The organism is Chitinophaga varians (assembly GCF_014529945.1).
In the GTDB taxonomy this organism is placed as follows: domain Bacteria; phylum Bacteroidota; class Bacteroidia; order Chitinophagales; family Chitinophagaceae; genus Chitinophaga; species Chitinophaga varians.
In genome coordinates, this window is record NZ_JACVFB010000002.1 from 845,577 (window position 1) to 858,329 (window position 12,753).

The 12,753-nt window shown below is 47.0% G+C and carries 12 protein-coding genes and 1 tRNA gene; 8 read left to right on the forward strand and 5 right to left on the reverse strand.

The features are described 5' to 3' along the window. Nucleotides 1-195: 195 nt before the first annotated feature. From ICL55_RS11310 to ICL55_RS11325, 4 genes are all read right to left on the reverse strand, one after another. Entirely contained in the window at nucleotides 196-1,575 is a 1,380-nt protein-coding gene (locus tag ICL55_RS11310) for a peptidylprolyl isomerase (RefSeq protein ID WP_188097081.1), read from the reverse strand. Between the two features lie 215 nt (nucleotides 1,576-1,790). Further along, entirely contained in the window at nucleotides 1,791-5,408 is a 3,618-nt protein-coding gene (infB, locus tag ICL55_RS11315; RefSeq protein WP_246496343.1) for a translation initiation factor IF-2, read from the reverse strand. Between the two features lie 100 nt (nucleotides 5,409-5,508). After that, nucleotides 5,509-6,756, reverse strand: coding sequence for a transcription termination factor NusA (gene nusA, locus ICL55_RS11320; RefSeq protein WP_188097083.1), 1,248 nt, complete (start codon nucleotides 6,754-6,756; stop codon nucleotides 5,509-5,511). 16 nt (nucleotides 6,757-6,772) lie between these two features. Further along, nucleotides 6,773-7,237: a ribosome maturation factor RimP gene (locus ICL55_RS11325; RefSeq protein ID WP_246496220.1), complete on the reverse strand. Its 465-nt coding sequence runs from the start codon at nucleotides 7,235-7,237 to the stop codon at nucleotides 6,773-6,775. 160 nt (nucleotides 7,238-7,397) lie between these two features. On the opposite strand from ICL55_RS11325, the gene ICL55_RS11330 reads away from it, so the two are divergent. The 3 genes from ICL55_RS11330 to ICL55_RS11340 all read left to right on the forward strand — a co-directional run bounded on the left by ICL55_RS11330 (nucleotide 7,398) and on the right by ICL55_RS11340 (nucleotide 8,388). Continuing rightward, complete coding sequence (locus ICL55_RS11330) at nucleotides 7,398-7,691, forward strand: DUF2752 domain-containing protein (protein WP_188097087.1); 294 nt, start codon at nucleotides 7,398-7,400, stop codon at nucleotides 7,689-7,691. A gap of 9 nt (nucleotides 7,692-7,700) precedes the next feature. Beyond that, entirely contained in the window at nucleotides 7,701-8,054 is a 354-nt protein-coding gene (locus tag ICL55_RS11335; protein WP_188097088.1) for a TM2 domain-containing protein, read from the forward strand. 76 nt (nucleotides 8,055-8,130) lie between these two features. Then, complete coding sequence (locus ICL55_RS11340) at nucleotides 8,131-8,388, forward strand: DUF4834 family protein (RefSeq protein ID WP_188097090.1); 258 nt, start codon at nucleotides 8,131-8,133, stop codon at nucleotides 8,386-8,388. 30 nt (nucleotides 8,389-8,418) lie between these two features. On the opposite strand, the gene ICL55_RS11345 is transcribed toward ICL55_RS11340, so the two are convergent. Continuing rightward, nucleotides 8,419-9,045 (reverse strand): HAD family hydrolase, encoded by a 627-nt coding sequence (locus ICL55_RS11345; protein WP_188098359.1) that lies wholly within the window; start codon nucleotides 9,043-9,045, stop codon nucleotides 8,419-8,421. A gap of 133 nt (nucleotides 9,046-9,178) precedes the next feature. On the opposite strand from ICL55_RS11345, the gene ICL55_RS11350 reads away from it, so the two are divergent. The 5 genes from ICL55_RS11350 (at nucleotide 9,179) to ICL55_RS11370 (ending at nucleotide 12,731) form a co-directional block, all read left to right on the forward strand. After that, nucleotides 9,179-9,252 (forward strand) — tRNA-Ile (locus tag ICL55_RS11350). A gap of 409 nt (nucleotides 9,253-9,661) precedes the next feature. Next, nucleotides 9,662-10,399, forward strand: coding sequence for a YozE family protein (locus ICL55_RS11355; RefSeq protein ID WP_188097092.1), 738 nt, complete (start codon nucleotides 9,662-9,664; stop codon nucleotides 10,397-10,399). 58 nt (nucleotides 10,400-10,457) lie between these two features. Then, the gene (locus ICL55_RS11360; RefSeq protein WP_188097094.1) at nucleotides 10,458-11,378 is read left to right on the forward strand and encodes a hypothetical protein; all 921 of its coding nucleotides are present in this window, start codon (nucleotides 10,458-10,460) and stop codon (nucleotides 11,376-11,378) included. Between the two features lie 108 nt (nucleotides 11,379-11,486). Continuing rightward, on the forward strand, nucleotides 11,487-11,819 hold the full coding sequence (locus tag ICL55_RS11365) for a helix-turn-helix domain-containing protein (RefSeq protein WP_188097096.1): 333 nt from the start codon (nucleotides 11,487-11,489) through the stop codon (nucleotides 11,817-11,819). 21 nt (nucleotides 11,820-11,840) lie between these two features. Then, nucleotides 11,841-12,731 (forward strand): toprim domain-containing protein, encoded by an 891-nt coding sequence (locus ICL55_RS11370; RefSeq protein ID WP_188097098.1) that lies wholly within the window; start codon nucleotides 11,841-11,843, stop codon nucleotides 12,729-12,731. Nucleotides 12,732-12,753 lie beyond the last annotated feature (22 nt).

Below are 12,753 nucleotides of genomic sequence, written 5' to 3' on the forward strand. Positions count from 1 at the left end.
GTTACGCCAAAAAAATGCGAATTACGAATTGTGCGTGTTGAGCGGTGGGAAGTTGGCCGGGAGGAGGTCGGAAAAACGGCAGGCATCTACCTAAAAGGGAGAAGGCGGGAAAAAGAAAATGGGCGAAGACGGCAGCTGTTGTTCGCTGTTGTCTTCGCCCATCGGGAGAATCAGGTTATTCGCTGTTCCGCTCAGTTACTGTTTGGCCAGTGAGGACATCCATTGGCTGATGTGGGTACAGTTTTTATAGTCGTCATCTACGTGCACGTAGAACGTTGGTATTTTCTCGATGAGCCATTTGTTGATGGCTTCAGCTCTTTTAATGTCCAGGGTCCGTTGCTGGATACGGGAGTAGTCATCCGTCAGGTTCTCGCGGTGTGGCTGGGTGCGTGTTTTGAGGTATACGATCCTCACACCGGCAGCGCCTGATTCGTCGGTAAATGCAACGGGGGCGGATATCATTCCTGGTTTAAGGGTATCGAGCATGAGTACGATATCTCTTTCAGAGGGATCGTCGAGCTGGTCGATGGTGAGCAGGGTACCTTCTCCGGTTTTAGACTGGAGCATGCCACCATCGAATTTCGCGCTTTTAGAGTCACTGAATTTGGCAACCGCTTCCGGGAAAGTGATTTTGTTGTTCAGGATCAGGGTGCGGATAGAATCCAGTTTGGAGGTGGCGCCGGCCAGATCGGCTTTGGTTACGGCAGCTTTCAGCAGGATATGCTGTACCGTTACGTTATCGCCGGAGCGTTTGATCATCTGGATCAGGTGATAACCGAACTGGGATTTTACCGGGGAAGATATTTCGCCTTCTTTCAAACGGAAAGCGGCGGCCATAAAGTCGGCGTCCCATTGTTTGTCGCTGCGGTTCATCACGTAGATGCCTTTATTTTCTTTCACGCCGGGGTCTTCAGAGTAGAGGATCGCGAGGGAACCGAAGTCAGATTCCTTGTTGACCACTCTTTTTTTGAAGTCCTGCAGCCGTTCTATCGCGTAGTTGTCCATTTCGCGGGTAGCCTTTGGAATGATGACGAGTTGTCCTATTTCCAGTTCGGACTCATAGAAATGGAGGCTATCTTTCGGGATAGCGTCGAAGTAGCGTTTTACTTCTGAGGGGGTTACCTTCACGTTTTCCACGACTTTATTACGCATAGCCTGAGCGAGTAGGCCTTCCTTGATGGGTGTGCGGAAACGTTCGCGGAGTTGGTATACGCTGTAGCCGGTAATTTCTTTCATTTTTTCTTTGGAGCCGTAGAGCTGTTCGAAGTAGCGGATACGGTTTTCCATTTGAGCTTCCACGTCTCCATCAGAAACGGGCAAGCTGTCCCTTTCTGCCTGGAGCACCATCACCTTTTGGGAGATCAGCATTTCCATGGTATTACAGGCAGCCTGAGCGCTGACGGTCCCGTCGGGGGAGTTCCGAGCCTGGTCTGCCAGGGCGCCGTCCATATCGGATTTGAGGATGATCTTATCCCCTACTACGCCGATAATTTTGTCTGCCACGAGTTTTTGCTGAGCAGCAGCAGCTTGCCATAACAGCAAAGCTCCTGCGGAGAGAGCCAAAAGTTTCTTCATACTATAGCGGTAAAATCCAAAAATAACCATTTAAAGATCAGGACTGTATTTAATATCGACGGATTTAACAAAAGTTTAGATAAGCCTTTGGTTTCACGCCGATGGGCAGGGATTAAAAAAGAAAAAGCTGTCAAAAAGCGGGGATATTGAGGGTATCACCATTTCTGACAGCTTTTTTTATGACTTCCCGGTCTGGAGGGACCGGGAAGCGGGTATTAGAGTGTTCTTTTTACTTCCACCTCTTCGAAACCTTCGATGATATCGTCTGGTCTCAGGTCGCTGTATCCGCGGATACTCAGACCGCACTCCATGTTGGCGGCTACTTCCTTCACGTCATCTTTATAACGTTTGAGGGAGCCGAGTTCGCCTGTATGGACTACGATACCGTCGCGTACCACGTTGATGCGGGTGTTTCTGGTCAGCTTGCCATCGAGTACGAAGCAACCTGCCACTGTAACCTTGTCGAATTTGTAGGTTTCGCGTACTTGTACGTTGCACACCACTTTTTTCTCGATTTTGGGTTCCAGCATCCCTTCCATCGCGCTCTTGATCTCGTCGATCGCGTCGTAGATGATGGAGTAGTTGCGGATTTCGATGTTTTCTTTTTCCGCAAGTTTGGCAGCCTGGGAAGAAGGACGCACCTGGAAACCGAGGATGATGGCGTCGGAGGCAGTAGCGAGCAGGACGTCGGATTCGGTGATCTGACCTACTGCTTTGTGTACGATACTGATAACGATTTCTTCGGTAGACAGTTTCTGGAGGGAGTCGCTCAATGCTTCCACAGAGCCGTCAAAGTCGGCCTTGATGATGAGGTTGAGCTGTTTAAAGTTACCCAGTGCCAGCCTGCGGCCGATTTCATCGAGGGTGATATGTTTCTTGGTGCGGATACCTTGTTCGCGAACGATCTGAGCTCTGCGGTTAGCTGTTTCTTTGGCTTCAGATTCGTCTTCGTACATTTTGAATTTCTCACCGGCTTGTGGTGCACCGTTAAGGCCGAGCACCTGTACCGGCATAGAAGGGCCTGCTTCATCCATACGTTGGCCGCGTTCGTTGAACATGGCTTTGATTTTACCGTAGAAGGAGCCTGACACGATGGTGTCGCCCTGGCGGAGGGTACCGTTTTGTACCAGCAGGGAGGCCACGTATCCACGGCCTTTATCGAGGGATGCTTCCACGATGCTTCCGGAGCCTTCGCGGTCCGGGTTGGCTTTCAGGTCGAGCAGTTCCGCTTCCAGCAGGATTTTTTCCAGCAGGACATCGATATTGAGGCCGCTTTTAGCGGATATTTCCTGGCTTTGGTATTTACCGCCCCAGTCTTCCACGAGGAGGTTGAGCTGGGCCAGTTGTTCCTTGATTTTTTCCGGGTTAGCGCCGTCTTTATCCACTTTGTTGATAGCGAACACCATTGGGAGGCCAGCGGCCTGTGAGTGGGAGATCGCTTCACGTGTTTGTGGCATGATGGCGTCATCGGCAGCGATCACGATCACGGCGATGTCGGCGGCTTTGGCACCGCGGGCACGCATGGCCGTAAACGCTTCGTGGCCGGGGGTATCGAGGAAGGTGATTTTTTTGCCGTTGGAAGTAGTAACCTGGTAAGCACCGATGTGTTGGGTGATACCGCCGGCTTCACCCGCTACCACGTTGGCGTTGCGGATATAGTCGAGCAGTGATGTTTTACCGTGGTCAACGTGACCCATGATGGTAACGATCGGAGCGCGGGGCTGCAGATCTTCCGGTGCGTCTACGTCTTCTTCTTCTTCGGAGTCTTCCGCGGCGTCGAGGCCGATGAATTCCACTTCGTAGCCAAATTCGCCGGCTACCAGTTCGATTACTTCCGCATCGAGGCGTTGGTTGATGGATACCATGATACCGAGGCCCATACATTTGGAGATAACTTCAGCGAAGCTAACGTCCATGAGGTTGGCGAGCTCGCTCACAGAAACGAATTCCGTTACCTGGAGTTTGTTGTCATCAGCGCCTTCTCTGGCTTTCTGGCTGGCTCTTTCCTCGCGTTTTTCCCTACGGTGTTTGGCTTTCACGTTTTTACCGCGACCGCCGCCACCGAGTTTGGCCATGGTTTCCTTGATTTTATTCTGGATTTCGTTTTTATCGATTTCCTTTTCTTCCACAGTGCGTTTATCATCAGCGCCGCGACCACCCGGACGGAAGTTTCCGCCGCCCTGGCCGGGTCTGTTGAAGCCGGGTCTGTTGCCACCCTGGCCGCCTTGTCTGTTGAAGCCGCCGCCTTGTTGGCCGCCGGGTCTGTTACCACCCTGACCGCCTTGCTGGCCCTGGCCTCTGTTGAAGCCGCCGCCACCTTGTTGGCCGCCTCTGTTGAAGCCACCACCTTGCTGGCCGCCCTGACGGTTACGGTTATCACCACCCTGGTTGCGGTTGTCGCCCTGATTGCGGTTATCGCCGTGGCTTCTGTTGCCACCACGGTTATCGCCGCCACGATTATCGCCGCGGTTATCGCGGTTTTCGTGGTGAGGGCGGTTACCACCGCCGCCTTGCTGGCCGCCTTCTTTGAAGTCTTTCGGCTGGATGGGTTCAGGTTTTTTCTCCACGATGATACGTTTGCGTTTACGTTTTTCATCGCGGTTGAAGTTGCCTTTATTGTTATCGCGTCTGTCCGACTGAACGGGCAGTTCGATTTTACCGATTACTTTCGGGCCGGTGAGTTTTTCGGCCTGGATGTTACTGATCACGGTAGGCTCTTCCGGTTGAGGAGGAGTTTGGGTGTTTTCAGCAGCAGGGGCAGGCGGAATGTTGCGTTGTTCTTCCTTTACGGGCTGTTTAACAGGAATGTTAGCCGGTTCTTTGATTGCAGCCGGTTTTGCCTCTTGTAATACTTCTTCCACTTTGTTAACTACAGGTTTATCTTCAACCGGTGCGGCTTTTTCCGTTTTTTCTGTCGTATCGGTTTTAACTGTTTGCGCTACTTTCTCTGCTGGCGGAGCGGGGGCTGTTTCAGCTTTTTCCGCTTTAGGCGCTGTTTTTTCCACGTTTTCCTGTTTTGCAACGGGAGTGGTCACTGGTGGTGCCGGCGTGGGTTCCGGTTTTTCTTCCGGTTTAGCTGCTACGGGAGGGGTAACCGGTTGTGGTTTTTCCTCTTTAGGAGCAGGCGGTGCCGCTGTTGGGGCGGGAGCCGGTTTTTCTTCCGGTTCTTTCCTGGCAGCGGGTTTTTTATTACGGTTAAGGGCGTCGAGGTCGATCGTGGTGATGACTTTCGGGCCGTTAATCTTAGGAGATTCTGTTTTCACCACTTCTGGTTCAGCGGGAGTAGCCGGTGCTTTGGGAACTTCCGCAACAGGGGGAGCTGTAACAGCCGGAGGTTCTTGTTTAGGCTTGGCTTCCTCTTTTTCTTTTACCGGAGGGGGTGTGGGTTGAGCCGGAGCTGCCGCCTGAGGTTCCTTTTTAGGTGTTTCCTTCGCAGGTTCCTGTTTAGGTTCGGGGGCTTGTTCAGCTTTGGGAGCTTCCGCTACGGGTGCAGCCTCATCTTTTTCTTTCAGGTTCTTTTTTGCCGCAGCCTCTGCTTCCTCTTTCTCCTTCTTCATCTTTGTTTCTAACACGCTTCCTTTGGGCAGGGCTATCTGGTCGCTTTTGCGTTTGTTAGCCTTGTCCTGTTGGAATTCCGACTGCAGGGCTGAGTACATGACAGCCGTAAGGCGGGCATTTGGAGATCCAAAGCCGCCCATATCGAAGCCTTTATTGCTAAGGAAATCGATGAGGGTTTCCTTACCAATATTAAACTCTTTGGCTGCAGCCAGCAATCGTGGTGTGTTGTTTGTTGTTTCAGGCATATCGTATTTCGGGCCTCCCCTGTTTCCCATTTTTTCCAAATGGGATGTTTTTTTACGTTTAAACAATAACTCGAAAAAATCAATTCCCCTTCTAATAAGCCCTTTACCTGGGAAGGTTTCTGGCTGGGCTTTATTCTTTGTCAAACTCTTCCTGTAATATTCTTCTTATATCCTGCACTGTCTCTTCTTCCAGATCCGAACGGCGAACCAGTTCTTCAGTGGTCAGCTCCAATACGCTGCGGGCAGTGTCACAACCTATTCTTTTCAGTTCGTCAATGATCCATTCTTCGATTTCATCAGAGAATTCTTCCAGATCGATATCAAATTCGGCCTGTTCCTGAGCTTCGTCGCGGAAGACATCAATTTCATAGCCTGTGAGTTCGCAGGCGAGTTTGATGTTAACGCCTTTTTTACCGATGGCCAGTGATACCTGGTCAGGATTGAGGTAAACGGAAGCGTATTTATTTTCGCCATCTACTTCCATGCGGCTGATCCGGGCGGGTGTGAGGGAGCGCTGAATCAACAGCTGAATGTTGGTAGTATAGTTAATGATATCAATATTTTCGTTTCTGAGCTCACGTACGATACCGTGGATTCGGCTACCTTTCATACCTACGCAGGCGCCTACCGGGTCGATACGGTCATCGTAGGATTCAACAGCCACTTTCGCTCTTTCGCCGGGTTCACGGACAATTTTCTTGATCACAATCAGGCCGTCAAATATCTCAGGTACTTCAATTTCCAGCAATTTAGCCAGGAAGGATGGATGCGTACGGGAAAGAATGATGAGTGGCGCGTTGTTTTTCATTTCCACTTTCTTTACTACCGCTCTTACATTTTCTCCTTTTTTGAAATAATCCGTCGGAATCTGTTCAGATTTGGGCAAAATTAACTCATTCCCCTCATCATCAAGCAATAAAACTTCTTTTTTCCAAACCTGGTATACTTCCCCGGTAACAATTTCGCCGGCTTTGTCGGCATATTTCTTTACCAGGATGTTCTTTTTAAGGTCACCGATACGGGCGGAGAGGGTTTGTTTGGCGGCGAGGATAGCCCTGCGGCCGAAGTCGAGGATCTCTACTTCTTCATAGAGATCTTCCCCAATCTGGTAGTCCGGTTCAATTTTAATGGCCTCTGAGTAGGCGATCTGCGCATTGTCATCTTCCACTTCACCGTCAGACACGATAGTGCGGCGGCGTAATATTTCAAGGTCACCTTTCTCTGTATTTACGATCACGTCAAAATTCTCATCTGAGCCATACTTCTTTCGCAGCAGTGTTTTGAACACATCTTCCAATACCTTCATCAACGTAGGGCGGTCAATGTTTTCCGCCTCCTTAAACTCGGTGAATGACTCAATCAGGTTAATACTAGCCATGTTTATGTATTATATTTTAAAACACGATGCACACTTTGGTGTGCTTTATTTCATTTAGTGTTAATTCGGTTTGTTTGGTTTCTTTCTTTTTGCCGATTGTTTCCTCGATGGTGATGGAGTCATCCGTAACCGCCAGCAATGTACCTTCTTTCACTGCACCGTCAAGGAGGGTGACCTCCACTTTGCGGCCAATGTTTTTAAGGTATTGTCTGTGCAGCTTCAGGGGCTCGTCCAGCCCGGGGGAAGAAACTTCCAGGGAGAAATCGTTGTCAGGAAAGAGCTCACTGGTTTCCAGCAGTGCGTAGAGTTTACGGTTGAAAGATACCAGCTTGTCTACCGGTATCCCCTTATCCCCATCTATAAAGAGTTTTACGTTATTGGTGGGTTTTATCCTGATGTCTACCAAAAAATTGTCGGGATCATTTGTCAGCAGTCCTTCTGCCAGGTCCCGGATAGCTTTTATCACTTGTTCGTTTGCCATACAAAAAACGAGAAGGGGACGTTCTCTCGTCCCCTTCGTTTGAATCATTTTTCCTGATGCAAATCTACAAATTATTTTAATTGAAAAACAAAATCTTTAACTTGAAGAGAATTCAAGACCGCAAGCAGCCCCATCTGGAGCACATATTTAATTTTTTTTAATGATATTTACATTCCTGAAGAAGTTGCATCCGGAATTGCTGGTCTGGCCGGCAGGGCTGATATGTTTATTTTTTCTGGACCCGGCCGCCGGCCAACCGTCCCTGTGCCTGTTCAAAAATATGGGTATCCCCTTCTGCCCCGGCTGCGGGTTGGGCCATGGAATCCACTTTTTTCTGCATGGCCGCTGGCAGGAAGCCGTCTACCACCACTGGTTAGCACCCGTTACAGTAGTGGTGTTGGTGTACCGGACGGTCCAACTGGCACGTTTTCAATATACAGAATTTAAATTATAAATAATCGTTATGTCTGATTTTTCATTTGCTATGTTGCCGGGCATCGAACAGGAAGAAATGCTGTGGCTGCAGGAACTGACAAAAGGCTACAGCGCTGAAAACAAACAACGCTTCCTGGCATTGTACCAATCCCGCCGAAAAGATCCGCAGATGATACTGATCTGCTGCCTGATCGGACTGATAGGCACCGCCGGGATTCAACGTTTTGTGCTCAACCAGATCGCCATGGGCATTCTCTACCTGGTGACTTTAGGGTTTTGCTTCGTTGGCACCATCATTGACGCGGCCAATCACCGCAAGCTGACCTGGGAATACAATAAGAAGGAAGCGCTGACGAGCGCTGCGCTACTGGGATTGTCCTGAAAGCAACGTTAAAGAATCCTTAAAATCAGCCGATTATCCGGTTAACGGAAAGATAATCTGCTACCTTTGTCGCACTATGTTGAGATTTTTACTATACATGTTTTTTGCGTGGCTGCTGTATAAGCTGGTATTTGAGTTTATCATACCGGTTTACAGGTCCACCAAGGCGGTTCGTAAACAGATGAACGACATCCAACAGCACATGCGTCAGCAGTATGAGGAGCAGCAGTCTGCCCAGCAGGGTTACAACTATAACCAGCAGCAGTCTTCCCAGGGGCAGGCATCCAAACCGCCGAAAAGAGACGATTACATCGACTTTGAAGAAGTTAAATAAAAAAAGGCCGCATTGCGGCCTTTTTCATTATCAGCCGTTCTGCGGCCTGAAGATGTCCAGTATCGTTTTCGGTGCCTGCAGGTGAAGCGTCTGTAATCCCACTATCTTCGCCCCTTCTATATTGGGCAGCGTATCATCAATAAACAATGTCTCCTCTGCTTTCAGCCCGTTTTCATCCAGCACCATCTGGTAAGACTCGCGGTCCGGTTTCCGGTAACCCATCAGGTGGGAATAATAGGCCTTGTCGAAAAATACCGCCAGCGACGGGATACCTCTCGTGTCCTGCAATATCTTATTGAATGTTTCCAGATGGATGGCATTCGTGTTGCTCAACAGGTACATGCCATAATGCTGCCTTAACTGCTGCAGCAACTGTAAACGTTGCAGCGGGAAGTCCAGCAGCATAGCATTCCAGGCTGCGATGATCTGCTCGTCGGTCACTCCTTCGGCTACATGTTTTTTCATTTCCGTCACAAATGCTTCCGGTGTGACGTGTCCTGTTTCCAGATTGTCGAACAGCCGGGTGCCTTTGAACTGGTTGTATAACTGTTCAAAATGTTCCACGCCTAACGCCGTAAAAGCCTCACGGGTCAACTGATGGTCGATATTGAGGATTACCCCTCCCAGGTCGAAGATGATGTTTTTAATGCCTTTCATAGTGTACAAAGAAAGCAGATTTTTTACAGTATAGGCGTGCACGTGCCCAGAGTTAAAAAAAATTTAGGATAATTCGGGGAAATAATTAACTTTGCCGTCCCTTGAAAAAGGGGAATTTTAGTTCTTCGGAACGGCTCCTATAGCTCAGTTGGTTAGAGCACCTGACTCATAATCAGGGGGTCCCAGGATCATGCCCTGGTGGGAGCACACTACACTAAAGGCTTTCAGCGCGGATGCGTTGGGAGCCTTTTTTCGTTTGATACATGTTTTGATACATGTTTTTGGAATACAAACAAATGTTGGTTTTACGAAAAAATGACGAACCTTTGGGCCATTTAATCGCTTATATCTGTCCCGGTATCTAATAGGAATTATTTGTTCTCATCGTTGGGTCTATATCAGTCAATTTTTGAAAACTATCATCGATTAATCAAGAAGGAAATATTTGGGCTGATTAATAAAAAAATGATATTTTTATATCAACGCTAACAGAGGTGTGCCGCCCACCGCCGCGAAGCTCTAATGAGCACTGTACTACAAAATCATAAATAAATCTTTTCTCATAAAAGAGGAATGGTAGGTGGGCGACGTTTTTCTATGAGAAAAAATTTTATTTATGTTAAAAAATAAAATCACACTCACCTATATTAAGGCCCAGGCAAAGAAATTTAAAAGAACTCATAACGTTACATATACAAAAGCGCTTGATAAGATTGCTAAAGAGTATGGTTACTCTAATTGGATGCACTGCCAGCGATCTCTTTCTCAAACACAGTCTTCTAGTTCCATCCTAAACGTCGAATCACCTGTAGTGTCCCCCCAGCTTTCGTTTAGTGATTGGCTAAAAAGACATAAGAATAGGAATTCCCCTCTTGGAGATTTAGCAAAAGACACATTAAGGGATAGGCAATGGCCTGAAAACAATTCCTTAGAGGAATATGTGGATTACCTCAATTCAAGGAATGCCTACTTCGCCGCGGTCGATGCTTTAAGGAGTGCATGGAAAAGCTATAAGGCATATTTGAAAAGAAGTAATTCCCCCAAAAGCAAAGCAGTTAAGAAGCCTAGAATCACTTCTCAAAAGGATGATTCACGGACAATTGTATATGTTAATGGTGTAACACCAATTCATTTTCCTGAAAGAAATGTGGAGGTGTTCAAGCCTGGGGACAAAGCTTGGATATCGTATAATACTCGAAAGGCCCTCCCTGTTACTGTTATCGAGGTAGATGACCGACATTATACTGTAAGAATAGAACGGCCGTTAAAGGTAGCTGGTGATATGCTTTACTTTTTATTAGATGAGGTAAGGAGTACGCCAGAATTAGCATGTAGAAATTATGTTACTCTATGATGTGATTATTAAAGGCTCTTATACCATAAGAGCCTTTAATTCTAAATAACGTAACATTATGAAAAACCGTGTTAACGTAAGTTTCCCAACAAAGCTATTATCCAATCATCATTATTTAAAGGAAGTTCCGGTGGAAGGGAAGGCCACAAATAGGTTTAATTTCATGATAGGTTGGTATGAGCTATACGCAAATCAAATTATCCGAACCGGAAACTGTATTACCCTGTTGAGTACCCCATATGCCATAGCAATTGATACTTTCTGGAATACCAATCACTTTGAGGATATCAGCAAGTATGTATTCTGGACATTTAACGATAGTTTTCAGCAGAAATTAATTCAACAGCTGGCATCAATTCCAGATTCGGTAATAACCAGGTGTAATGACCTGTTAACTCAATTCGCTTTCCCGTACAATGAAGCGGACCACACTAACCCTGACGAGGAATTGCAATGGTGTTTTGTGAAAAATGCCTCTTTAAAAAAGTCGGGAAAGTATGAACTAATGTATTGCCGGGACCAAGAGAATAGAATGGCCATAAAATCGGCTCTGACAGCTTTTATTGATCGTTCGCCTGCTGAACAAGCTACCGTAACTATAGCCAATGAAGCTGCCCCTTCTTTTTTGAGTATGTTAGTTCCCAGCAATGGCAGCCAGCTGGTAACACTCAATTATATTAATGAAAAAGTAAAAGCGTCCGGCTGTAAATTTGACGTCTTCCGGTCAGTTAAGAAGTCTAAGGGTAACCGTAATCCTTATGGTTTTAATGGTTGTGTTGCCGCCGTTATTGATCATTTCTATCAACTCAATTACTTCGTTTCCTCGTACTCGTTAGAAGATATCTTCCTGGCTTACTTTGAATATACAGGTAACACCATCGCAAAATTCAACACTTTTATGTCCGAATTCAGGCAGGATAACAGTTACTTAAAACATATGGAAATGCTTAAGCAATTGAATATTAGTAAATTAAGATGAATCTCTTAATCATTCCCTAAATGCCTAAATTCCTTCCCTAATCTCCCTGATTTCCCATCCTTCCCTGTGGATATTGCAAACAGTTGATAACAATTAAATCAAACTGTTATGGCGATTATCAATCCATTCGATTTAATCATTTCTAAAATTGACGTTTTGCAGGCATGTGTAAACGGCCTGCGGGAAAACAACAAGAAACCCATTGTTATTCAGCCGGAAGATCCTGACAGATTGTTGAATCTGGTGGAAGCCGCAAATGTTTTGCGTAAGCCAGTGGGGACTATTCGTTATTACATTCACCACAAATCACTGCCAGCCATTAAGGTTGGTAAAGGATATGTGGTGAAACATGCTGCATTGATGGCATGGGTCAATGAATTCCAGGTGAGGCCCAATGCGAATCCAGCTGGCAAAATGAGATACAGGTTTGCAAAACGCTAAAAACACTACTAAATGCAACGTGTGAAAGATCTGAAGAAATGGGATTTAGTAGATCTGTTGTCTAAACTTGGCTATGAGCCCAACAAGGTAATAAGGGACGATTACTGGTACTTATCCCCGCTTAGAGTAGAGAAAACACCATCATTTAAAGTAAATAGGCGGCTGAATGGCTGGTATGACCACGGCATGGGTCAGGGTGGTGACCTGATCGATTTTGGGTGTCTGTATAACAACTGCTCTGTCAGCGACCTGCTGAAAAAATGGGAAGGTCTCCCCTCCCCTACTTTTTCTTTTCACCCGCTAATTGCTGGTGAAAAGAAAAATATCGCCGGTGATGGCATTGCTGTTCTGGGAGTAAGGCCGATTGCTGATCACCATTTATTGAAGTATTTAGACAGCAGGGAGATACCGCACTTTCTGGCAGCGTTTTACTGCAAGGAGGTAGACTTTTCCCTGCATAACCGCCAATATAGGGCCCTTGGATTCCGGAACAACGCCGGAGGCTACGAGCTGAGAAATGCCGACTTTAAGGGTTGCTGTGCTCCGAAGGACATCACCCTGATCGCCAATGAAGGGCTACAGCTGAACATATTTGAAGGATTTTTTAGTTTTCTTTCATACCTGGCTTGTCAGAAAGAAGCGGGAACAACAAGCGATGATTTTCTGATATTAAACTCTCTTGCGCTATCGGGAAAAGCCACGGACCTAACAGAGAAGTACCATAAAATCTCCCTGTATTTGGATAATGATGACGCCGGGAGGCGAGCAACCCAGTCCCTAAAAACGAGTGACAGATTCTCGGATTGTTCCTCGCTTTATCACGGATTTAAGGACATAAATGACTGGTGGGTAATTCAGAATAAGCCTATGCAAAAGGTTATGAATAGTGTTCGGCGTGGGCTTCGTCGTTAGGAGCAAGCCATGTTTCCGCTAC